The sequence below is a fragment of the Ferruginibacter sp. genome, from assembly GCF_028288465.1.
GTDB lineage: Bacteria > Bacteroidota > Bacteroidia > Chitinophagales > Chitinophagaceae > Ferruginibacter.
This window is the reverse complement of record NZ_JAQBNR010000046.1, coordinates 130,355-153,528: the sequence shown is the minus strand read 5'-3', so window position 1 is coordinate 153,528 and position 23,174 is coordinate 130,355. Positions and strand designations below refer to the sequence as shown.

The window sequence follows — 23,174 nt, the reverse complement described above, 5'->3', positions numbered from 1 at the left end:
TGGTGAGTAGTGAATGGTAAATAGTGAATAGTGAATAGTGAATAGTGAGGATCATGCTATCATCATCCATCATTTTTTTTCTGAACGTGCGGTACCCAACATCCAGTATCCGGTATCCAGTATCAGGTTTCTTGCATTCATCATACCATTAAATGCATTTATGCGGCCGGGTAAATTTATCAAACGTGCGGTGGCTGTTTTGCTGCTATTGATTTTAGCTGCGGTTACTTGGTATGCCTGGCTTGCGTTTCCTGCTATCAGCGGGTATGGCGCTAAAAATCTTTGCTCTGCTGTTTACCTGCAACACCGCGATGCCGGAGAAGTGATCAAAGATGATCTTGCTGAATTTCCTTTGTCACTCGGCTCCTTTAGCGTCAACAAAACAGATTCATCTGTTACCGGCTCGGTATGGGGGTTTGCAAAGCGCAAAGCCATTTTCAGAAAGGGCATTGGCTGCACCCTCATCAATGATTTTACAGAAGAGCAGGTTCGGTCACAACCTTTTTTATTGCCACCAACCGTTGCAGTAAACCAGGACAGCCTGCCATGGCCGCAGGGAGATCGCATACCCGATACTATTTCTGCAGATGTCAATAAAGTCCTCCTGCAACAGGCGATCGACAATGCCATGCATTCCACCTACAAAAAAAAGGCATCTGAAACAAGGAGTATTGTGGTGCTGTATAAAGGGGCCATTGTGGGCGAACAATATGCACCGGGCTTTGATAAAAATACCGTGCAGCTGGGCTGGTCTGTTTCTAAAAGTCTTACTGGTGCTATGATTGGTGTTTTAGTCAGGGAGGGAAGATTAGCTGTTGAAGATACGGCACCGGTGCCCGAATGGAAGCACACTTCCAAAGAACAAATCACCATCAGGCAATTGCTGCAACAAACTACCGGCTTGAGGTTTAAGGAAGACTACGCCAACCCAAGTGAAGTAACCAACATGTTATTTAATAAGGGCGATATGGCTGCGTTCACGGCGGCATTGCCGTTGAAAGATTCGCCGGGAACAGCGTTTAATTATTCCAGCGGCAATACCAATATCCTCAGCCGGATTATACGTCATACGGTGGGCGAAAAATTATATCCATCTTTTCCCTGCCAGGCTTTGTTTCATAAAATAAATATGTACAGCATGTTGCTGGAGCCGGATGCTTCGGGTACTTATATCGGCTCTTCGTACAGCTACGCGACGGCAAGGGATTTTGCCCGTTTTGGTTTATTGTATTACAATAACGGCGTTTGGAATGGTGAACAGATTCTGCCGGTAAACTGGGTAAGAGAAACAGTACAACCTTCAATTGCGGATGCACGAAAACACTACGGGTACCAGTTTTGGTTAAATGGCTATGAAGCAAAAATGCCGTCGCGAAGATGGTATCCCGATGTACCTGCGGATATGTATTTTGCGGACGGCTACGGTGGCCAGGATATTTATATCATTCCATCAAAGCACCTTGTGGTGGTAAGATTGGGTTTACATACGCTGGATGAAAATAAATTTTTACGGGAAGTAATGCTTGCTGTTACCAGGAAAGGATAGAGGCGTATGAATAAAAAAGTAATAGCAGGTATTTGAAATATGTTTGACGAACTGTATTTTGTTTCGCAAAGCATGCCAGATAAAATTATCAGTTGCTATTACCTTCTATTAAAACCTTAACCAGTCCGGATGAAAAAGAAATGCTCCTATATTTCTTTACTCTGCGCCTTGTGTGCCTGTTTTTGCCAGTCAGCAGTGGCCCAATCCCGGCGTATTTATTCCAACAATGAACTAAGCTTTCAATATGGACTGTCGCTTAAAGGTTTGGTGGAGTTGAGCTTCAGCAAAACGCAGCCAACGGTGTTCCGGTTGTGTGCTGATTTTGGGTTTGGCTCCAACTTGCTGGCGAGGTCATTGTATTTTTCTTTTAATGAAGAAGTACAACTGTACAATGGCGGCTTTGGCAGCAGGCGAAGAGCCGGTAATAAAAAACCAACTTTTACGATTGATTTTATCAATGCTTTTACGCTTACCACCGGTTTAAATAATTATTTTAATAAGGATAGTTTGCCCCACGTGATCAAAAGAAATATCCCGCTGTATTACTTCTCCAATTCAACTGTTCCGGCGCTTCAGAATCCTTACAATTACTCGTTTTCGTTAGGTACCAATTTTATTTTATCTACTGATAAATTGAGAATGAGCCAACGGGTAGGCTTTATGAACTTACATGTAAACAGGATGCAGGTATCTTATTACAACGATGGTGGCACACCTTTCGATGAAGCTTACCTGGGCGACAGCAGGGACAGGTTTTATACCGGTGGTTCGGTAATCAGTTACCAGGGCGACACGAAACAGGATGTTAACCTGGTGGAATTGTCTTTTCAAAAATTTACAGGGTATACAAAAAACGCTTTTGAGGTATCCAATAAAATGGACCTGGCTTTTGTGAGTTACAATAACCCCGAAGAAAAATATTACAATAAGAGTCTCTGGTCGTTGCACATTGCCAACCCCGGAAAAGGATTTGGCGTAAGCATCAACCGGTACAATTACACAGATTGGGATATACAGCACCTGATTCACTTTTCCATTTTTAATTCTTACCACCTCGTGCCTTACCCCGCTTACTTTTCTGTGTCAGGAAATTATTTTCATAATTATACCAATATAGGATTGCGATGAAAAAGAAAGCATGTATATACCTGTTAACACTCATCATTTGCAGTTATGCGTGCAACAGGGGGAAATATTTTAGTACCAATATTTTCAGTAAAGGAAATACCGCCGGTATGCAGGTACAGGAACTGGATTCAACCTATCATTTGTACCTGCGGGAAGTGTATAAGGATAAAAACTATCTGAATGAAAATGTGTTAAAAGCCAATGTTGAAAAATCGGATACAAACAATAAAATAAGGATTGAAGTGGAGTACCTGTTGATTTCATGGAAACATAAAAATGCCCTCTACATTTCTACCATACCGGATAAATACCAGCGCTACTATGCCATTAACCGTTTTGCGGATACTTTATTAAACGCATACGATTTCAGCACGTTTCATTTTGGCAAGATTGATGATGATGGTGAAAGCATTTCGTTTGTTTCAGGAGATAAAATAAAACTGGTAACCTGGGATATCAGGCCTTTTATAAATGGGGTATATCCTCCTAAAATATTTGTAAGAGAAATTGCCATACAACGAAAAGAAATGGTGGAGAACGTGATCTTAATAAATAAAGCACTGGAAGAACCACTGGGATTTATTCATCAAAACAGCTTCACAATTATTTTTGAAAAGCCGGGTAATAAGAAGGATACCTGCACGGATTATATGCTGCACAAATTGTACGGCAACCGGATCTATTTTAATAAAGTGAAACACGGTTTTGATATCTATTTCCGGTTTGATAAAAATATCAACAATTCCGGCGATTCGGCCATTGGTTTCGAATATCAGCGGACTCGTTATCCTCCCTTTTAATAGCGGCACCAGCTTATTTTATTTTCGGTGGCAACTGTTTCTCCATTCTATATTTGCAGGATGAAACGAAGTCTTATTTTTTGCACTTTATTTTTATTTTTTGTACTTCAGCTGTGTGCACAGGTAACTGTTATGAATACACAGGTGCTGGTTGTTGGCGGAAGCACCGGCGGAACGGCGGCAGGCATACAGAGCGCACGCAGCGGTGCAACAACGCTGATTGTAGAGCAAACAACCATGCTCGGAGGTATGTTAACCGCCGCCGCTGTCAGTTGTACCGATGGTAACGATGGGCTTAAAAGCGGCATGTGGCAACAGTTGCGGGAGGCATTGTATAAACATTACGGAACAACAAACTTGGCCAGTGGCTGGGTAAGCAACACTTGTTTTGAGCCGCATGTGGCTGATAGTATTTTTAAAGCCTGGGCAGCGGCAGAAAAAAAGCTGACTGTTGTGTACAACTGGTATTTTGATAAGGCATTGATGAAAGCAAATAAGGTAACGGGCGCCGAATTTATTAATAAAAAAGGGGAGCGGCTGGTAGTTCATGCAACCATAGTTGTAGATGGAACAGACCTGGGGGATGTTTTTGCATCGGCAGGGGCCGGGTATGATTTGGGAATGGAAGATCCCACTTATAGCGGTGAAGAGGAAGCCATTGAAAAAAATGACATCATCCAGGATTTAACATGGTCGGCTATCTTAAAGGATTACGGTAAAGACGCAGATAAAACAATTAAACAACCCGCTGGTTATGACGCATCAAAATATTATTGCAGCACCAGTGATGCGCCCTGTACTGATAAACCCTATCAACTGGATACCCGTAAGGTATTAAACTATGGGAAACTAACGGTAACGGATACTCTACATTCCAAATTCATGCTAAACTGGCCCGTTCATGGAAATGATGCGTATTTAAATGTGGTGGAGCGAAAACCTGTTGAAAGGGAAATTGCTTATTTAACTGCTTCAAATCAGACACTTGGATTTATTTATTTTTTGCAACACCAGTTAGGGTTCAAAAATATCGGCCTTGCAGATGATGAAGTTAACAATGGCATGGCATGGATGCTGTATAACAGGGAAGGCAGGAGAGTAAAGGGCCTGGTAAGACTGAACATCAATCACATTAAGAAGCCTTACCAGTACGACTTATATAAGACGGGTATCGCTGTAGGAGATTACCCGGTTGACCATCACCACGGGCAATATCCGGGCAAAGTACCAGCTATCCAATTTCCAAAAGTGCCTTCCTTTACTATTCCACTGGGGGCTTTAATACCCTCAAAAATAGAAGGATTAGTTATATGTGAAAAAGGAATTTCGGTAAGCAATATTGCCAACGGCACTACGCGTTTACAGCCGGTTGTTTTATTAACGGGCCAGGCGGCTGGCGTACTGGCGGCACAATGTATTGCAAAGAAAATCCAACCTGGAAAAATCGACGTAAGAGCTGTGCAGAATGAGCTGCTGAAAATGAAATGTTACCTGTTGCCGTTTTGTGATGTTGATCCCAACGAAGCTTCCTGGAATCCAATACAACAGGCTGGTGCATTGGGGTTAATTCGTGGCGTGGGGAAAAGTATAGACTGGGAGAATAAAACTTTTTTTTACCCGGACAGTACCATCACAAATGCCGAACTTGAAAATAATTTAAATGGTGCTTCAGGTAAAAGCGTAAAAGATAATCAGCGTTTAAGCAACGATTGGCTAACGATTCAACAGGCAAAAAAAATGATCGGTCAACATGCGGCATATCCCGGCTCAATCTTTTATTTGGCTAATCATAAAAAAATAAATGAAGTTATCTGGAAGGATCAGCTTCATCTTACCAATTATAATGAACAAAGATTTATCACCCGCAGGGAATTGGCTGTGCTGCTGATGTATTATGCCAAAGGCTTTATTGATTGCAGGGTAGATTTGTTTGGGAAGCGTTTACGATGATTTTTGTTCGCGATAATGCGATTATTGCCATTCCTGCTTTTCCTAAACAAAGAAAGAAAAAAATCGCTGCGAAGGGCTCTAAATTTTCATTCAAAAATGCACAGCATTCCCGATAGCTATCGGGATTTTGAAGGATGCGAAACCAGTATTGTTGCAGTTACGAAGCCGCAACCGGCGGCAGTGGCGACCTGGCCCTTAAAAAACTGTCTGGATTGCAATGAAAGCCCAAAAGAATTAGCCTGTAAGCAGCTCTTATCTGTCATGAAATACTGAATTTGTACCATTATTTCCTCGCAACGGGAAAAATATTGATAACTATAAAATTCGTCTGCTGTAACTGTGCATACCGTAACTCATCCGCTTCATAAAGCACCGGTAAACCGGTAACCAAAAATTAAAAATTGGCATTAAATTATCACTATGCTTTTACAAAAATTATATAAAAATGAAAAAGCTATTTGTATCTCTTGCTGTGATGCTTGTGTCAGGCATTACCGCTTCTTACGCCCAAACAACAACCAAAGTAGAGCCCGTTACTACAGCCGGGGATAAAGTTCACAATGTGTTGCATCCAAAACATAAAAGGGCGCACGGTGTGAAAGTAAAACGGGAATATGCCAATGGTAATAAAAAAACTACCAAACTTAAAACCGAACATTCGCAGCCGTTAATTAAAAAAGAAAATTAAAAATAAACCCCGTACCAAATGAAGTACGGGGTTTTACTTTTTACTTATTTTCAAGTCGGATGGAGCCTTACTGAAAAGCCATTAACACCAGACTGGGCGGAGGTAAATACTTAAACCTGCCATATACAAAGCTGTTGCTTTATACTCTTGTATCATCAAACTCCTGGTCCTGTTCATCCTTGTCTGACCAATCCTGCAGGGCATCCTTAATTTTTTGTATCACCGTTTTGTGCTCCTTGCCTTCCTCTTTTTTTTCAGGATGTTGTGCATCGGTTGCTTTTTGGTTGTCATTACTCCCTGGTGCAACACTGCCACTTTCGTCTGTGCCGCCAGGGTGATAAATAAATTTTTGTAACTGTATCATAGTGTAATTTTTTGAGGTGTAAAACCGTTTCAAATGCAAACTGATATTTAAATTTAGTAAATAAAATCCATATGCCCCTCATTTTATAAGGCAATCAACCAGTTAAGTTAATGCCAAAATTATAGCATGGAGCGGTGTTCATTGTAGTTTTGCAAGCGTACATTTAATTACTACATTCATCTTTAAAATATTGCCATATGCTGTTAAACAATAACCAGGCCCGCAATCAATCACGGCGCCAGTTTCTTCTCAAAGGTTCAATTGCATCCATAGGACTCCTGCTCGGCGGCCCTGCTGTTTTTTCCAGGCCTTACCTGGTTTCAAATGATCCAGGCTCAAAATTTTTTGGTGTTCAGATCGGTGTCATCACTTACTCCTTCCGCAGTATGCCCGGCTCTGCAGAACAAATTTTACAATACATTACAAGCAGTGGAATCAGCGCTATTGAGCTGATGGGCGATGCGGTGGAAGAGTATGCAGGCAAACCGGTTAACCAGGTGCAAACGCCACCCCGGGTTGCAGGACAACCACCCAAATTGACAGATGAACAGAAAGCTCAGATGTCTGCCTATGCAAAACAAGTGGCAGACTGGAGGGCGGCTGTTTCGATGGATAAATTTGCAGAAATCAGGAAAATGTACAATAAAGCCGGTGTATCAATTTATGCGTTTAAACCCAATGCACTCGGCGCAAACAATACAGATGCTGAAATTGAATATGCGTTGAAGGCCGCCAAAACATTGGGTGCCACATCTGTAACGGTTGAATTACCAACGGATCCGGCACAGTCAAAACGCCTGGGCGAACTGGGAGAAAAACACAAAGTGTATATCGGCTATCATGCGCATACACAAGCTACGGATACGGCATGGGACACTGCGTTAAGCCAGTCTCCCTATAATTCCATGAACCTGGATTGCGGCCATTATATTGCAGCCGGCGGCAACAACACAAAGGAAACTTTACTGGCATTGATTGAGGCAAAACATGATCGCATTACAACGATGCACATTAAAGACAGGCAAACAAAAATAAACGGTGGTAACAACAAGCCATGGGGCCAGGGCGATACGCCGCTGAAAGAAATTCTGAATTTACTGAAAGCAAAAAAGTATGACATTCCCGCTACAATCGAACTGGAATATGAAATACCAGCAGGCTCTGATGCAGTAAAGGAAACAAAAAATTGTTTGTTGTTTGCAAAAAATGCCCTGGGTGCGTAAAGGCTAACCGTTGTAATCAGTATATAATCAGGTTCACTAAATAAATCTGCACATAAAAAAACAGGCTGTACAATCAGCCTGTTTTCTATTATGCCCGGATAACCGTTGATGTGTTATCCTTAATGTCTGTCGGGTCAACCGGGATATAGTAGCACACAACTAAACTCCGCAATGCTGCTTCGTGAGGTACTTTGGTCTACTTTTATTTTCCCGGACAAAGCCGTTGGAAGATATCAGTACCGTGCATAAGCAATGTGCTTCGCCTCGGGTGCCGGCGCATGGCTGCCTGTTGAAGCCCTCGCCGGGGTTGCCCTGCGGTTGCAGGTGCCCAGCGCCCAGTAAATAACAATAAAAATTAAAATAGTGCTGAAGCAGCCACCGCCTAATTTTTTTGCGCCGTAACCGGCTATCAATGTCCTAAAGAAATTATTCATTTGCTAAAATTTTATTTAAGCATGAATAAATCATGCCAGTAAAAAATGAGGTTGCGATTGCAGCGTTTCTTATGTTGATCGTTTGTACTTACTAAATCTTTGTGTAAAAAAATACACAATTCAACTTACACAGTATTCAGCTATTCAATTTTTGCAAATTTTAAATGCATAATTCTGCCAGAGTTGACCTCAAACCCGGTTATGATACCACCGGTGTTTCTTATTATTTTCAAATGATTGATCCACCAGTTATCGTTCGTCAAATGATCCCTGTTTACCAATGTAAGCATGGCATCGTTGTATTTGGCATTCGTCAAAACAAGGCGATGATCTTTTAAAATGATTCCATATTTGCAATCCAGTTCAGCACAAAAATAACTGCCGGTATAAGGTCGTAAAACGGCGTCCGTTTGTACTGTGTCTTTTACGTATTTTTTCAGGTGATAAGCCTGGTCGGTGGTAGTAATATCGCAAATGGTATCTGTTGCTTTTATAGAAAATACAAATTTTATTTCCGGAGCCGAAGGAATGGAAAAAGAGTCCTTCCGGTCATTGATCAAAAAATTACTTTCATTAAAAATGTGATAAAATAATTGGTGGTTTTTAATGTCAAAACTAAAAGGGAGCCCATCGTCGCCAATATAAAAGCCGGCAAATTTTTTCCATTTTGGCTCGTCTTTTAAGATGGATGCCGCACTGTCCCGTGGCATCTTTTTTTCAACCTCTTTTTTCTGCGTCGTATCTTTTACAAAAAGATCGGCGATAGCATAAGCTTTTCCGCCGGCATCAAAATCACCTAAATTGCTAAACACAATAAAACCCATTTTAAGATCGGGCAAAACAGACAGGTAGGTCCGGTATCCTGCATCGGCGCCTCCATGCGAGTATTGTTTCCAGCCTTTATAAGTATCAGCCACAATTCCACAGGCATAGGATATTTCTTTTCCGTTGTTCAGTTTACCCTTTTGTGTCAGGAGCCTGATTAAATCCTGGTTGGCGGATGAAGCGTCATCAAAATGCATAACCCACTTGCTCATGTCAGTAATATTGGTAAACAAACTGGTAGCCCCCGCATTGGAATAAGTTAAAATGCTGTTGGTAAAATGAGCGCTGTCCTTACGCTCATATGAATAGGAGCGGTTTTTTTCAATCTCTGTATAATCATCATGAAAATGCGTGCTGTTCATCTGCAACGGTTTAAAAATGGCAGAGTCAGTAAACCTGCGGAGCGACTGACCGCTTACCGACTTCACGATTTCAGCCAGCATAGTAAACCCGCTGTTTGAATAACTGTATTGATCTCCCGGATTAAAGTTCAGCGCTTGTTGTTTACCAAGAATTTTAACGATGTGTTCCTGTGTAATTACATCATCCAGCCGGGTGCCAGAAATGGCGAGCAGTTGCCATTGATCCCGAATGCCACTGGTATGATTTAACAGGTTGCGGATGGTGATCCTTTTTTTCATATCCGGAAACCAGGGAAGGTATTTTCGCACATCATCTTCCAGTGAAAGCTTGCCCTGCTTTGCCAGTAAAAGAATGGCGGTGGCAGTAAATTGTTTGGAGATGGAAGCCATGTGAAAAATGGTTTCCGGTGTGTTGGCAATGCCATATTCAAGATTAGCCTGGCCGTAGCCTTTGGCATAGATCAGCGAATCATTGCGTACAATGCCAATGGTACATCCGGGGCTGCCGGTCATGTTCCATTTTGTAAACAGGCTGTCAATTTTTTTTACGACAGAGTCGGGTATAGACTGGGCAGCAATTGTTGCCGTTGCTGAAAAAGAAAATAGCAATAACGTTATTGATTTGATGAGGTTGAATCGCATGATATAATGGTTATAGTTGTGTAAAAAATTGGACATTCAGGTCAATATACAGGCAGGTGTTGTTTAACAGCTATGTACATCCGCCAGGCAGGGTTCACCTGTTATCATTGTTATAAAACGAAGTGCCATCCGATGTATTTATTTGTTTAAAAGTAGGTAAAGTTTACTGCAACAGGTAACCGCTTATACAATAGCCTTCAATACAATCCTGGTTAGCAGAAAGTGCTTTTACCAAATTAAGCGTTGCTACATCTTTAAAAAAGCCATCCGGCAAACTACAAAATCAGGAGGATAATTCGTTGACTAGCTGCGGAAACTCTTTTTTATCCTGACCGCTTTTAAGTAATTTTTAGTCTTACATTTATCTTATGACTTTTAATAACACTATCGCCCTGTTTTTTGCTGCCAGCATGTGGCAGTTTGCAGCCGCTCAAAAAATTGATAGCACGTATGCCGAAAAACTCGGCTATCCAAAAGGTGCAAGAGTTCTGATTCTGCATGTGGATGATGCCGGAATGAGCTACGACTCCAATGAAGGCGCTATTAACTCTATCACAAAAGGTGTGGCCACATCTGTAAGCGTAATGATGCCCTGCCCGTGGGTGCCCGGTTTTGTTCATTACATGAAAGCCCATCCCGGTATGGATGCCGGCCTTCATTTAACCCTTACCTCGGAATGGGGCGACTACCGCTGGGGACCATTGGCCGGCAAAACAAATGTGCCGGGCCTGGTAGATACAGAAGGTGCCATGTGGAGCAACGTAGCAGACGTGGTAGCGCATGCTTCAGCCGATGAAGTGGATAAGGAAATAAGGGCCCAGCTGGAAAGGGCCAGGATAATGGGTTTTGAACCAACCCACCTGGATTCGCATATGGGTACCTTGTTTGCTTCGCCTGAATTTTTAAAACGATATATTGGGCTGGGAATCGAAAATCATATCCCGGTAATGTTGCCTGGTGGTGCTGATGTTTTAATACAGGCAGAAATGAATGCACCAGCTGAACAAATAGAGCAATTGCGGGCATTGGGTAAGATGACCTGGGCTGCAGGCCTGCCAGTATTGGATGATCTCCACAATGTGAGTTATGATTGGAAAATCCCCGAAGCTATTTCAGGCGACGACAAAAAATTACAGGCATTTAAAACTGCCAAATATATCGAAGCTATTAAATCGTTACAACCCGGCGTAACCATGATGATCATGCACTCCACGGCAACCACAGACATGTTTCCGCATATCTCAGGCAGTGGTGCGGTAAGGCGTGGAGACATGCTTGCAATGATGGACCCGGTATTTAAAAAAGCATTGCAGGACGAAGGTATCATTCTAACTACCTGGCGGGAATTAAAATTAAAAAGAGATAAGGTGAAATGACATCCTGTTCCCTAAATCTAAGCATATGAAAAACTAAAAGCGGGGTGCTAAAAATGTTCAGTATTGCGTTTAAACCTGCAGCTACCCAACATCTTTTACATCCCCGCCCGTAAATAATTATTAAATTATTTTACAGTTATTTCCACACAGCCCAATTATTTGCAGCTGCCCAGTTATCAGCCCCAATAGCACCGCGGTAAGCTACCTTGGTAAAAAAGCTGCTAAAATCTGCATCGTTAAAATTAGCTCCCGTTAACGCGGGTGACCCGGCGTCCGGAGTTAAATCCGGTACTCCCCCATACATAGTTTTTAATTTAAGATCGGCCGAGTTGGTAATTAAAACATTGTTATTAACACTGTTTAAAGCAAACTGCTGGAGTTCGGGATCGCCCACTACAGCAAAATCCTTATCCCAGCTAAAAGTGCGGCTGGCGCTGTCGCTGTTCACGAGGTTATATTTAAAAAATGATTCTATACCTGTTAACAGCACAGGTCTTGTTCTGTTGCAAACCATCAGTCCACCCTGCGGATATTCAGCTATGATAGAATTTTCTACCACGAAGCGTGTGCCCTTGCGAATATACACACCCTGGTTTAATGATGTTTTTGCAGTCTCGGTACCCGCAGGGCCAATAATGGTCATGTTAGCTACCACCGGGCGTGTGAGGGGCGCATTGGTGGTGGGAAATTCATCATTATAACTTTCAAAGCCATTTGCTCTTTGCGAATGGGAAGAGGAAAGCCCGCTGCGGTAAGAGATCAGGAATTGTAATTTTCCCTGGTAACCAAGATCAAAATCAAAATCATCATCTCCATTGTTAAAGCCAATTAAATGCGTGGCGTTAACTGTTCCGCCAACAAACTGAAAAGCATCATCATTGGAATGCACGGTCATCACATTATCTACAGTGGTACCACTACCAACACTCGCCATGCAAAGTCCGCTGGCTTTATCCACCTGCCATTCTCCTTCTTCATCGGGGTTGATGCCCCCGCAATATTCAAGACGTACATATTTAAGTGAACCTGAATTGTCATCTGCTGTTGTACCGCCGTAACGGGTATTGTCAGATAGGGGCAGTCCTTCCACATTGCCTGTAACGGTATTGGTTGGCGCTTTACCCAATAAAATAACAGCTCCCCAATCGCCCGGGGCTTTTGTCCCAGCTGCAGATGTAAAAACAATCGGTTTATCAGCAGTGCCGTTGGCAATCAATTTAGCACCCTGGGTAATTACCAGCACGCCCTTTTTTTCTTTTTCATCCATCTTAACAAAGGATACCGTAACGCCGGCAGGTATGGTAAGCGTAGCGTTATTGGTAACATATAACTGTCCGTTGATCACATAACTGGTATTTGCATCCAGTGTCATGTCGGTTGTAATGCTGTTAGAAAGGGTATCAATTTTAGTCACGACCGGAGCCATAATATCCGAGTTTTTTTTACACGCCGCAAAGGCAACCACAGTGAGCAATAGCAAACATACTTTACTTTTCATTTTAATAATTTTGGGGAGGTGAATGGTATACACTGCTTTCTTTTACAATTATCTTACCAAAAATGAACATTTGTTAACAGTTTTCGGTTACAGCAAACTTTGAAGGCGTTTATTGGTACCGGTCAATTCGCCAGGGTTTCGCTAAACAGGCAATAAAAAAAGTTATTGTGGAGAGGAGTCCATTGCTTTACAGGTAAACGTGTGGCCTATAATGCACGGTTAAAAAAGTACAGTCTTTAAGTTGATTATAGGAATATGCGATTGTATGAAACGAGTAGATTTGAGTATCTAATCTTACAACCAACGAAACATGAGGTACCCCTGCAACCGAAGGAAGTTTATCCAGCTGGCAGTTATGTCAGGGGCAGGCGTTGCAGCTGCAAACAATTTTTCGTTTTTGTATGCAAATGATCGTCACACAACGAACCTCAACAACTGTCCTGCAACCACTTTTATTCCCAACCGCGTAGCAAGCTGGTGGACGTCTATCGAAGACCTGCAGTGGCCGCAAAAACAAATCAGCGATAAAATAAAGCGGCGGGCCGAAGGTTTTGCCAAAGCGAATATTGATACGGCCGTGAATTTTGGCTTTCATATCCGTTTTGATTTTGCGGATTATTTTGGCCAGCTGCATGGCTACTACGCAGATGTGTGTGAAGCCCTGCACCAGCAGGGCATTCATTTCATGGAGCACTATTCCTGCAATCATATCTCCAGGCCAAAAGATGAAGCAGAGTTAAGAAAGATGAACACTTTTCAGCGGCATCATGTGTTGCTGTACCATGATGTAATAGCTGCAAAATACGCACGATACGAAGGCCACTTGTTCAACGATGTTTGCCAGGTTGATTTAAGAGATGGAAGCCTTGGTTATGCACCACAATACCAGTTAAATACTTTTTGCCATAGCAACCCCAACTACCTGGACATGCACCAAAAATATTTACAGCGATTATTAAAGGAAGTACCACTGGACGGCATCATGGTAGATGATATGTGCAACTATGCAGGTCCAACGGTGTGCGGCTGTACCTGGTGCCGGGAGCGGTTCAGGAAGGAATACGGTCACGAGATTCCGTCCTTTGGCGAAAAAGATTTTTGGGGCGACACCACAAAAGAAACATTGGAATGGGGTAATTATGCCAACCCGGTTTTCAGGGATTGGTTGCGCATGAAAGTGGATGCAATTACGGATCATTTGAAAATGATTAAGACGACGATGGGCGAAAAATCATTGATGACCTGTTGTTCTAATACCGGTCCGTTGGTACTGAATGCCTTATCACTTGACCTGGAAAAATTAGCGCCACAGCTTGATTTTTTTGTGCTGGAAAATGTAGGCACTAATGTGCAGAATGTTGACTGGATAAAGATGGATGCAGAGGCTTTGTTACAGAAAGATATAGCGGCTGAAAAAGACAATCGTCCGGCTATGGCATTGAGTTATACCATCTATGAAACGGGTGCTTATTTTGGCTGGGCGCTCAGTCGTTTCTGGGGTGTGTCCAACTGGTGCAGTACGCTCAATGCAAGACTGCCGGAAGATCCGCCGGATGCGATGGAGCAGGAGGCTGTGATCGGCAAAACCAATCATTGGGAAAAACAATTCAGCGATCTCGATTATAATATTGGAAAAGATTTTGCAGAAGTAAGACTGGTGTACAGTCGTGATTGCAAAGTAAATGGCTGGCGCAACAAGGATGGTCATGAGCATTGGGATAGTGTGGCGGCCTGGAGTGAGCAGTTGGTAAAAAATAATGTAGGCTATGGGTTTGTTCGTTCAGCAGCATTGGAAAATGCCGATGCATTAAGCAAAGAAAAAACTCCGCTGATTTTAGATACCGTGGCTTGTGTTTCTGACAAACAATTTGCTGCCATCAAAACGTATCTCTTAAACGGCGGCATTGCCTGGTTAGCGTTGCCTTTTGGTACGCATGATGAAAAAGGGTTTGCAAGACCGGTTGCGTTATCAGAGGAATTGAAGAAGCACCGGTATAAAAACCTGGTGATGATTTCGTCTGCTGTTACATCAACACCTTTGCAACATCTAATCGCGACAGGAAAATTTAAACCTGTTATTAAGCAAATTAAGAGCGATAAAAGATGGGCGGTAAGAATGCGCATGTACAATGGCAAACTTGTTTTGCATTGTATGAATGCAGCCCTTACGGCGATACCGCATCCAACATTAAAAGATCTTTCTGATATCCCGATTTTGGTCGGCCTGGATTCTGCGATTAAAGACAATGAACAGGAATATGAAATTAATACTGCAGCATTTTCTTTAAGCGGCTTATCGGTGATGAGCCCTGAATTGAATGGCGTACAACGACCTGTTTCAATTGTAGGAAAAAGCAATGGCCTTACGACCTCGCGGATTAATTTGGATGGGGTGAAAGTGTATGCGGTGGTGCAATAAGGATAAGATATAACTCTTCAAAAAATGCTGCTTATAATGCTTGACTTAATCAATTAATGGCCATTTTTCTGGCTAGATTTTCGTATTTTTATGAAGTGAAAAAAACACCAGAAATACTTGTCAATATTGAAATTGATAAATTGACGAATTCGATAGAAAATATAGTTTCCGGTGATATTTTTGATACTGAAGTCTTTCAACTCTTTGCTAAAGACAGTAAACAGATTAATAAAAAGGATTGGCAATTTAAGTGGGATGCGCAAGTCAAACTAACAGATAGAGCAACGTATAAACTAGTTATAAAAGATAATCCTCAAATTGTACAGGGATTGATAAGTTTGAGTGATCAGCATGATCATATTTACATGCATTTAATTGAAAGTGCAAAATTTAATAAGGGAAAACAAAAAGTGTATGCTGGTGTTCCCGGCAATTTAGTAGCTTTCGCTTGTCAGCTTTCTTTTGAAAAAGGATATGAGGGCTATGTTGCTTTTGATGCGAAGACGGTTTTAATTAGGCATTATCAGGAAACGTTGTTTGCAACGCATTTCAGGGGAACCAAAATGATGATTGAAACCGCAGCAGCAACCAGATTAATTAATCAATATTTTAAAAGGTAATAACAATGGGACTAATCAGGGAGCCAAAAAATGTTGACTTTTATGTTCTGGACAAACCTTGGACAGAAAAAGAAAGAAAGGAATTTAGTGCATTCATAAAATTGCGAAAAGCGCAACAAAAGAAAAAGACGGTAAGAAAAGCAGCATCGGCAAAAACAAAGAAAGTTGATTCTGTTTGAGCCTTATGGTTACAAAATTTATATTCCGTCTTCTGCCAAAGCATATCACAACGGTCCGCAAGTTAAAGCGGAAATTTTTCTCCGCTAGTTCTTCTTGTTTCAATACTTCTATCTTTTTTCATCGATCCAAGAAAATGGAAGCTCTGAAAAATAATTCCGTCGTTAAAAAAGTACAGGTTTTAAACCGATTATAGGAAAACATCCTTCCCGCAAATAATTAGATTTGAAAAGGTTTATTTAACCGTTCAATCAATGCAACATCCACAAAATCGAAGAACATTTATAAAGATGGCGACTTTGTCTGCCGCAGGCATTGGCCTTTCTAACGGGCTACCGTTGTTGTATGCAAACAATCTTCCGTCAGCCCATCGGTATGCTGAGCCTGCTTTTATACCCGCCCGTGCTGCCAGCTGGTGGACAACCATGGATGATCTGCAATGGCCGCAAAAACATATTACCGACAAAATAAAACGCCGGGCAGAGGGGTTTGCCAAAGCAGGCATTGATACCGCCATCATTTTTGGCTTTGGTCTGCGCTTTGATTTTTCCAATTACTTCGGCCAGGTGCATGGTTACTTCGCCAATGTTGCAGAAGAGTTACATCAACATGGCATTAAGCTGATGGATCATTATTCGTGCAATGAAATTGAGCGGCCACGCAATGAAGCGGAGTTGAAAAAAATGCACCAGTTTCAGCGGCATACCGTTTTATTATACCACGACCCGTTTGCTGCCAAGTATGCACAATACGAAGGACATTTTTTTAATGAAATCTGTGAAGTAGATCTCAGGGATGGCAGCCGTGGTTATGCGCCACAATACCAGTTTGAAACCTTTTGCCATAACAATCCCGGCTTCCTGGATATGCACCAGAAATACCTGCAACGCCTGTTAAAGGAAGTGCCTATTGATGGCATTGAAGTAGATGATATGTGCAACTACCCGGGGCCCACCACCTGCGGTTGTAAATATTGCCGGGAGCGGTTTAAAAGAGATTATGGACATGACATTCCGCCATTTGGAGAAAAATCATTCTGGGGTGACACCACCAAAGAAACATTGGAATGGGGCAATTATGACAATCCTGTTTTCAGGGATTGGTTGCGGATGAAAATTGATTCGGTGGCGGATCATTTAAAACTGATCAAGCAAACCATTGGCGAAAAACCATTGATGACCTGTTGCTCCAATACAGGACCTATCATACTGAATATATTGTCACTCGACCTGGAAAAACTGGCGCCACACCTGGATTTTTTTATGCTGGAAAATGTGGGCATCAATGTTGACAATGCGAACTGGATAGCAATGGATGCGGAAGCTTTGCACCAGAAAGACATTGCTGAAAAAAGAGGCAAGGCGCCAGCGATGGCCCTGAGTTATACCATCTATGAACCCGGCGCTTATTTTGGCTGGGCGCTAAGTCGCTTTTGGGGCGTTGCCAACTGGAGCAGTACGCTCAACGGCAGACTGGTAGAAGATCCGCCGGATGCGATGGAGATGGAAGACGTGATCAGTAAATCCAACAACTGGGAAAAACAATACAGCAACTTAAATTACCGGGAGGGTGTTGATGTTGCAGAAGTAAGATTGGTATATAATCGTTATTGTAAAGAGAATGGCTGGCGCAACACCAATGGCAAAGAGCATTGGGATAGTGCTGCAGCATGGAGCGAACAACTGGTAAAAAACAATGTGGGCTATCGCTTTGTGCGGTATGAAGAACTGGGCGATGCAAGTCTATTGGGTAAAGAAAATACGCCCCTGATTTTAGATTCGGTGGGCTGTGTTTCCGATAAACAATTCGCTGCCATCAAAACCTATCTTTCCAAAGGTGGCATTGCCTGGCTGGCATTACCTTTTGGTACGCATGATGAAAAAGGTTTTTTACGAGCAATGCCTTTATCGACTCAACTGATGAAAGGCAGGCATAAAAATTTAGTAACGATAGAATCGGCTGTTACAGCTGAGCCATTACAAAAATTAATTGCATCCGGAAAATTTCAGCCATTGATCAAACAAATAAAAGGGGATAAGCGATGGGCTGTCCGAGCCAGGCTGTACAATGGTAAACCGGTATTACATTTTATGAATACGGCATTGAAACCAAAACCTCATCCAACCATTAAAGATATCAGCGGCATACCTGTTTTGAAAGAATTGGATACCAACATAACCGATAATGTATTGGAATATGAGATCAATGCCAGTAAAATGAATTTAGTTACGTTATCGCTGATGAGTCCTGAATTAAATGAAGTTTCGCGGCTGGGGGAAGTAAATAAAAAGCGCACCGGGATTGCTGTGCTGAAAGTAAATTTAGATGGTGTGAAGATATATGCGGTGGCACAATAGGAATTTTTTTCATTGTGCGATCGAACTTTTTACCTCACTTTAACTGACTTATAGCTCTGTAACATGCCATGAGCCTTGCCAACGTACATGGTTATGGAGGTGGTATTACCGGGAAAGAAGATCAGCCGTTACCCGAAAGCTGCAAAACGGCTTTGGGTATAAATTTGAAAAACGTTACACAGAGGAGCTTCCTTTAGTTTACTCATAAAGTGAGTGATTATTCAGTTTTGCAAGGGCAAGAATTTGCGAACATATTTTTTGAAAAGATGTTGGCGTACATTCACCCGAAAAAACTATTTGATATTTTTTCTTTGTATTGGCCTCAAGTGTAAAGCCGGCTCCGTCCGTACCGTCGTTACCGCATCCATCTTGAATTGGCATCGCCCAAAAACCAGCAGCGTTAATTTTTTCAGTCAATTCTGCAAACTGCTTTCGTGTGATAAAAATTTTAGTTAGTTGGTAATGAAAATTCTTATTCCGTATAGGTGCCTTCTCAAAAAATTTGGCATAGTATGAATGATCAACTAATTGTGGATATAGTTTGATAAGGGAATCAAGAAACTTTTTTTTATCAATATATAGTGGATTAGCAGAATCGATCGGATAATATTTTCTTAGTATATAGGTAAGTAAACTATCTGTTTTTGAGAGACTTGTTGTATCCCTAACATAAGCATCTTCTACGTTTGCTTTTTTATAGTAACAGCGTCTTCATTAATATTTATAATAACAGTGTGCCCGAATACGGATGACCAGGAGAGCCTGAATGTTTCTTTATCCAGCGGTTTTATACTAAGGTTAGGCTCATCAAACACACTGAAAAAAAAGGACTCGGCGTATACAAGAAATTTTTTGCCCCTGGGGAAACTATCTTTTAATGGATGATGATAAATATTAGTATCACTACCTGATACGTTTTTGGGGTAATCACATCCTCCATCAGGATACTTGATTTCACCTGTACAACTATACAGTAAAATAACCAGTAGTGGTAAGAGTAGTTTCATTGATAAATACTTTTAAACTATTGTAAAACGGGGAAGCCTACACTTGAGCAGTATTATAACTCAGTGACACCCCACGTCTCTGGCCAATTCACGGGCTCGGGAAGATGCGTTGATGGTAAGAAGTTGCCTGCTGCCCGTTTTTGCATTTCAGATTATTTTCTGAAAGCTTTCATTTGCTCAACTTTTATCAATGCTTGTTCGCAACTATAGTCTGCCATGTATAACGTTTCAACCTAATGATAATTTCCAAATTTTGTTTCTTTAACGTTTGGTCTATGCGACAGCAAGTTGCGCCTATTTAAATTAACCATTCAAAGTAATCGATTTATACAATTCATCCAAAATTTTGCGAAAGATGTTGTGAGTTAATTATTTCTGGCGAAAAGATTAATGCCTTTTTGGAATCGGTCAAATACTCCCCTTTCATAAACGAAGTTAAAGCACAATAATACAATGCCTTTCTGTAATCTCCTGCGACCGTTGATCCATGAAGCTGAAAAAGTAAAAGTGAGTGACACAACGATGCCCAATTGAAATACAACTGCCGGTCAAAAAATAATTTCATACTATTCATTTCCCCTTGTTAAAAAAGTATACATTTTAAAGCGATTAATGGAAAATAAAGTTTTAGTAAGTGAGTAGATTTGAATCAGCACTTTACCAAAACCTGTTGAGATGAGCGGAAAAACCAATCGCAGAAAATTTATACAAACGGCAGCTGTAACAGGCGCAGGCTTTAGCCTCCTGCATAGTTTACCCACGTATGCCGGCCAGCTGGCTTCCTTTGGCAGGCAGCTATCAAACAACACCGCAACAGCCTTTATTCCCAACCGTAGTGCCAGTTGGTGGTGCACTCTTGAAGACATTCAATGGCCGCAAAAACAAGTGGTGGATAAAATAAAAAGACGGGCTGAGGGTTTTGCAAAAGCCGGTATTGATACCGCTATCAATTTTGGTTTTCACAACCGTTTTGATTTTGCCAATTATTTCAGCCAGCTGCATGGTTATTATGCCAACGTGTGTGAAGAGCTGCACAAGAACGGTGTGCGCTTTATGGATCACTATAGCTGCAACGATATTACCAGGCCAAGAAATGAGGCCGACTTCCGTTATGTACATAAGTTTGAGCGGCACGCAGTATTGCTTTTTCCTGATCCCATTGCCAGGAAATATGCGCAGTATGAAGGATATTTCTACAATGATTTGTGTGAAGTGGATTTAAGGGATGGCAGTCGTGGTTATGCCAAACAATACCAGTTTGAAGCCTTCTGCCATAACAATCCCAACTTTTTGGACATGCATAAAAAATACCTCCAGCGGCTGATGAAGGAAGTACCTTTTGATGGTGTGGAAGTAGATGATATGTGCAGTTACCCGGGCAATACTACCTGTGGTTGTAACTATTGCAGGGATCGGTTTAAAAAGGAATATGGTCATGACATTCCGGATTTTTCTGATAAAAACTTTTTTGGTGATACAACAAAAGGCATGCTGGAGTGGGGCAATTATGATAACCCTGCGTACCGCGATTGGCTGCGTATGAAAGCCGATGCTGTGTATGACCATGTAAAGATGATCAAGGGCGTGTTGGGCGATAAACCCCTGATGACCTGCTGTTCCAACACCGGGCCGATTGTATTGAATGCTGTGGCACTTGACCTTGAAAAAATGGCGCCCTACCTGGATTTGTTTATGCTGGAAAATGTGGGCACCAATATCAAAAATGCAGACTGGATAGAAATGGATGCGGAAGCCTTGCACCAGAAAGACATTGCCCAAAAAAGAAACAACGCACCGGCCATGGCATTGAGCTATGCCATCTTTGAAAAGGGCGCTTATTTTGGCTGGGCCTTAGCAAGATTCTGGGGCGTAGGCAACTGGAGCAGTACGCTAAACAGCAGGCTGGAAGAGGATCCTGCGCATTCACTGGAGGCCGAAGAAGCCATCAGCAAATCAAACAACTGGGAAAAACAATACAGCGATTTAAATTACCGCGATGGCAAAGACCTGGTGGAAGTACGGTTGGTGAACAATAGTTATTGCCGGGAAAACGGTTGGCGGGATGAAGCTGGTCATGAACACTGGGACAGATCGAAAGCATGGAGTGCTCAACTGGTGAAACACAATGTAGGCTATCGTTTTTTACGTACGGCCGAACTGGCAGACGCCGCTGCATTGAGCAAAGAAAATACACCCTTGATAATGGATGGCGTTGCCTGCGTATCAGACAAACAATTTACAGCCATTCAATCCTATCTTTCCAAAGGTGGTATTGCCTGGGTTGCCCTGCCATTTGGTACGCACAACGAAAAAGGCTTTGCCCGTGCAACGCCGCTGTCGGTAGTTTTATTAAAAGCAAAATATAAAAATTTATATATCATTGGCTCTGCGGTGGCATCGGCACCATTGCAAAAATTAATTGAAGCAGGCAAATTTAAACCTGTTATCAGGCAGCTGAAAGGCGATCAACGTTGGGCTGCAAGAATCAGGTTTTACAACGGCAAAGCGGCCATTCATTTTATGAACGGAGGCCTGCTGCCAGTGCCGGATGAAGTGAAGGACCTTTCAGATGTGCCATTGATCAAAGACATTGATTCACTGATCACAGACAATGAACTGTCTTATGAAATCAACAGCAGCATTCGTTTTTCGCAATTGTCTTTAATGAGCCCGGAATTGGGTGAAGCAAAAAGAGTCGCAGGCATTCGTGCAACTGGCAAAGGGCGCACCGTTGTGAACGTTGATTTAGCTGGTATAAAAATTTACGCGGTGGCGCAATAATACCCTCGTTAAAAAAGTATAGAAATCAGCAGCATAAATATAGTTGTACCGTTTTTTTTATTTCTATTTTTATCCGGCATTTCAAATAATGGTATTTTGTTTTGTTAAGCCGGTTATACGGTGGCAACATGAATAGCCGGTGATTTGAATGTTTCAATTTTAATACTCAATTAATTATTCAGTGCATGTTTTTTTCAGGCTCTACTTATCCGTCGTTGAATAAAGAAACCAGCAACAAAATTGTATTGCTTCCATTGGGAGCCATAGAACAGCATGGTTTGCATTTGCCTGTTAGTACTGACACAGATATTGTAACAGCGGTTGCCACCTACGCAGAAAGTAAATTGCCAGACGATATCCTCCTATGCCCCACGCTTGCTTATGGCTCCAGTCATCATCACCAGGCATTTGGTGGCACGCTGAGTGTATCGACGCAACTATATACACAACTGGTAATTGAAATAGTTGAGTCGGTTATAAAGAGTGGCTTTACAAAAATTATTTTATTAAACGGTCATGGTGGCAATATCACTCCGCTGAAACAGGCTTTGTCTGTGTTAAGCAACCGGTACGATGCTACCATCAATCCAACGATTGCCCTGGCAACTTATTGGGAACTTGCCGGAAAAACATTTGCCGGTGAACTGCCTATGCAAAGCCCTGCGTTGAGTCATGCCTGCGAATATGAAACAAGCCTGATGCTGCATCTCTTTCCGGGTAATGTGCTGATGGAAAAAGTACAACGTGCCGCAAGGCCCGAAAGTAATGGTTATATTGCCTGGGAAGATGATGAACCATACAGGGGTGTAACCGTGGTGAAGCAAACAGAGTTTGTTTCCGGCAATGGTTGTAGTGGTGAGCCTCAGTTGGCCACCAAAGAAAAAGGGCAGTATTTATTTGAGCACGTAACAAAAGCGTTGCTGGATTTTATAGGGTCGTTTAAAAGCTGGCCGGAAATCAAAAAATTAAAACCATAA

At 42.0% G+C, this 23,174-nt stretch carries 18 protein-coding genes; 12 read left to right on the top strand and 6 right to left on the bottom strand.

Annotation, left to right across the window (positions count from 1 at the left end; translation table 11 throughout):
• The first annotated feature begins 37 nt into the window (after positions 1-37).
• The 5 genes from JWR61_RS17920 to JWR61_RS17900 all read left to right on the top strand — a co-directional run bounded on the left by JWR61_RS17920 (position 38) and on the right by JWR61_RS17900 (position 6,112).
• The gene (locus tag JWR61_RS17920; protein ID WP_301929116.1) at positions 38-1,546 is read left to right on the top strand and encodes a serine hydrolase; all 1,509 of its coding nucleotides are present in this window, start codon (positions 38-40) and stop codon (positions 1,544-1,546) included.
• 129 nt (positions 1,547-1,675) lie between these two features.
• Positions 1,676-2,674: a polymorphic toxin type 23 domain-containing protein gene (locus tag JWR61_RS17915; protein WP_301929115.1), complete on the top strand. Its 999-nt coding sequence runs from the start codon at positions 1,676-1,678 to the stop codon at positions 2,672-2,674.
• Positions 2,671-3,474 (top strand): hypothetical protein, encoded by an 804-nt coding sequence (locus JWR61_RS17910; protein ID WP_301929114.1) that lies wholly within the window; start codon positions 2,671-2,673, stop codon positions 3,472-3,474. The genes JWR61_RS17915 and JWR61_RS17910 overlap by 4 nt, the downstream gene beginning before the upstream one ends.
• 60 nt (positions 3,475-3,534) lie before the next feature.
• Entirely contained in the window at positions 3,535-5,424 is a 1,890-nt protein-coding gene (locus JWR61_RS17905) for an FAD-dependent oxidoreductase (RefSeq protein WP_301929113.1), read from the top strand.
• Between the two features lie 445 nt (positions 5,425-5,869).
• Complete coding sequence (locus JWR61_RS17900; RefSeq protein ID WP_301929112.1) at positions 5,870-6,112, top strand: hypothetical protein; 243 nt, start codon at positions 5,870-5,872, stop codon at positions 6,110-6,112.
• Between the two features lie 139 nt (positions 6,113-6,251).
• On the opposite strand, the gene JWR61_RS17895 is transcribed toward JWR61_RS17900, so the two are convergent.
• Complete coding sequence (locus JWR61_RS17895) at positions 6,252-6,476, bottom strand: hypothetical protein (RefSeq protein ID WP_301929111.1); 225 nt, start codon at positions 6,474-6,476, stop codon at positions 6,252-6,254.
• A gap of 197 nt (positions 6,477-6,673) precedes the next feature.
• Here JWR61_RS17895 and JWR61_RS17890 point away from each other — a divergent pair, with 197 nt between their 5' ends.
• Positions 6,674-7,699, top strand: a complete 1,026-nt coding sequence (locus tag JWR61_RS17890; RefSeq protein ID WP_301929110.1) for a sugar phosphate isomerase/epimerase — start codon at positions 6,674-6,676, stop codon at positions 7,697-7,699.
• Between the two features lie 233 nt (positions 7,700-7,932).
• On the opposite strand, the gene JWR61_RS17885 is transcribed toward JWR61_RS17890, so the two are convergent.
• Both JWR61_RS17885 and JWR61_RS17880 read right to left on the bottom strand, forming a co-directional pair.
• Complete coding sequence (locus tag JWR61_RS17885) at positions 7,933-8,133, bottom strand: hypothetical protein (RefSeq protein WP_290338154.1); 201 nt, start codon at positions 8,131-8,133, stop codon at positions 7,933-7,935.
• A 140-nt stretch (positions 8,134-8,273) separates the two neighbouring features.
• Positions 8,274-9,962 (bottom strand): serine hydrolase, encoded by a 1,689-nt coding sequence (locus JWR61_RS17880; protein ID WP_301929109.1) that lies wholly within the window; start codon positions 9,960-9,962, stop codon positions 8,274-8,276.
• A 368-nt stretch (positions 9,963-10,330) separates the two neighbouring features.
• On the opposite strand from JWR61_RS17880, the gene JWR61_RS17875 reads away from it, so the two are divergent.
• A complete protein-coding gene (locus JWR61_RS17875; RefSeq protein WP_301929108.1) occupies positions 10,331-11,338 on the top strand; it encodes a polysaccharide deacetylase family protein in 1,008 nt (335 codons plus the stop codon).
• Between the two features lie 136 nt (positions 11,339-11,474).
• Here JWR61_RS17875 and JWR61_RS17870 read toward each other — a convergent pair whose 3' ends face one another.
• On the bottom strand, positions 11,475-12,836 hold the full coding sequence (locus JWR61_RS17870) for a hypothetical protein (protein ID WP_301929107.1): 1,362 nt from the start codon (positions 12,834-12,836) through the stop codon (positions 11,475-11,477).
• 310 nt (positions 12,837-13,146) lie between these two features.
• On the opposite strand from JWR61_RS17870, the gene JWR61_RS17865 reads away from it, so the two are divergent.
• The 3 genes from JWR61_RS17865 to JWR61_RS17855 all read left to right on the top strand — a co-directional run bounded on the left by JWR61_RS17865 (position 13,147) and on the right by JWR61_RS17855 (position 18,409).
• Positions 13,147-15,255, top strand: coding sequence for a hypothetical protein (locus JWR61_RS17865; protein WP_301929106.1), 2,109 nt, complete (start codon positions 13,147-13,149; stop codon positions 15,253-15,255).
• A 56-nt stretch (positions 15,256-15,311) separates the two neighbouring features.
• The gene (locus JWR61_RS17860) at positions 15,312-15,875 is read left to right on the top strand and encodes a hypothetical protein (protein WP_301929105.1); all 564 of its coding nucleotides are present in this window, start codon (positions 15,312-15,314) and stop codon (positions 15,873-15,875) included.
• 431 nt (positions 15,876-16,306) lie between these two features.
• Complete coding sequence (locus JWR61_RS17855; protein WP_301929104.1) at positions 16,307-18,409, top strand: hypothetical protein; 2,103 nt, start codon at positions 16,307-16,309, stop codon at positions 18,407-18,409.
• Positions 18,410-18,607: 198 nt separating this feature from the next.
• On the opposite strand, the gene JWR61_RS17850 is transcribed toward JWR61_RS17855, so the two are convergent.
• Both JWR61_RS17850 and JWR61_RS17845 read right to left on the bottom strand, forming a co-directional pair.
• Complete coding sequence (locus JWR61_RS17850) at positions 18,608-18,826, bottom strand: hypothetical protein (RefSeq protein WP_301929103.1); 219 nt, start codon at positions 18,824-18,826, stop codon at positions 18,608-18,610.
• 263 nt (positions 18,827-19,089) lie between these two features.
• Entirely contained in the window at positions 19,090-19,416 is a 327-nt protein-coding gene (locus JWR61_RS17845) for a hypothetical protein (RefSeq protein ID WP_301929102.1), read from the bottom strand.
• 675 nt (positions 19,417-20,091) lie between these two features.
• On the opposite strand from JWR61_RS17845, the gene JWR61_RS17840 reads away from it, so the two are divergent.
• Both JWR61_RS17840 and JWR61_RS17835 read left to right on the top strand, forming a co-directional pair.
• A complete protein-coding gene (locus tag JWR61_RS17840; protein WP_301929101.1) occupies positions 20,092-22,197 on the top strand; it encodes a hypothetical protein in 2,106 nt (701 codons plus the stop codon).
• Between the two features lie 185 nt (positions 22,198-22,382).
• On the top strand, positions 22,383-23,174 hold the full coding sequence (locus JWR61_RS17835) for a creatininase family protein (protein ID WP_301929100.1): 792 nt from the start codon (positions 22,383-22,385) through the stop codon (positions 23,172-23,174).

Excerpts from the sequence above, each read along its gene's own strand:
- JWR61_RS17855 (WP_301929104.1), top strand. The coding sequence starts at position 16,307 with ATGCAACATCCACAAAATCGAAGAACATTTATAAAGATGGCGACTTTG.
- JWR61_RS17845 (WP_301929102.1), bottom strand. The coding sequence starts at position 19,416 with ATGAAACTACTCTTACCACTACTGGTTATTTTACTGTATAGTTGTACA.
- JWR61_RS17890 (WP_301929110.1), top strand. The coding sequence starts at position 6,674 with ATGCTGTTAAACAATAACCAGGCCCGCAATCAATCACGGCGCCAGTTT.
- JWR61_RS17860 (WP_301929105.1), top strand. The coding sequence starts at position 15,312 with ATGGCCATTTTTCTGGCTAGATTTTCGTATTTTTATGAAGTGAAAAAA.
- JWR61_RS17905 (WP_301929113.1), top strand. The coding sequence starts at position 3,535 with ATGAAACGAAGTCTTATTTTTTGCACTTTATTTTTATTTTTTGTACTT.
- JWR61_RS17865 (WP_301929106.1), top strand. The coding sequence starts at position 13,147 with ATGAGGTACCCCTGCAACCGAAGGAAGTTTATCCAGCTGGCAGTTATG.
- JWR61_RS17870 (WP_301929107.1), bottom strand. The coding sequence starts at position 12,836 with ATGAAAAGTAAAGTATGTTTGCTATTGCTCACTGTGGTTGCCTTTGCG.
- JWR61_RS17840 (WP_301929101.1), top strand. The coding sequence starts at position 20,092 with ATGAGCGGAAAAACCAATCGCAGAAAATTTATACAAACGGCAGCTGTA.
- JWR61_RS17900 (WP_301929112.1), top strand. The coding sequence starts at position 5,870 with ATGAAAAAGCTATTTGTATCTCTTGCTGTGATGCTTGTGTCAGGCATT.
- JWR61_RS17880 (WP_301929109.1), bottom strand. The coding sequence starts at position 9,962 with ATGCGATTCAACCTCATCAAATCAATAACGTTATTGCTATTTTCTTTT.
- JWR61_RS17835 (WP_301929100.1), top strand. The coding sequence starts at position 22,383 with ATGTTTTTTTCAGGCTCTACTTATCCGTCGTTGAATAAAGAAACCAGC.
- JWR61_RS17895 (WP_301929111.1), bottom strand. The coding sequence starts at position 6,476 with ATGATACAGTTACAAAAATTTATTTATCACCCTGGCGGCACAGACGAA.
- JWR61_RS17885 (WP_290338154.1), bottom strand. The coding sequence starts at position 8,133 with ATGAATAATTTCTTTAGGACATTGATAGCCGGTTACGGCGCAAAAAAA.
- JWR61_RS17875 (WP_301929108.1), top strand. The coding sequence starts at position 10,331 with ATGACTTTTAATAACACTATCGCCCTGTTTTTTGCTGCCAGCATGTGG.
- JWR61_RS17910 (WP_301929114.1), top strand. The coding sequence starts at position 2,671 with ATGAAAAAGAAAGCATGTATATACCTGTTAACACTCATCATTTGCAGT.
- JWR61_RS17915 (WP_301929115.1), top strand. The coding sequence starts at position 1,676 with ATGAAAAAGAAATGCTCCTATATTTCTTTACTCTGCGCCTTGTGTGCC.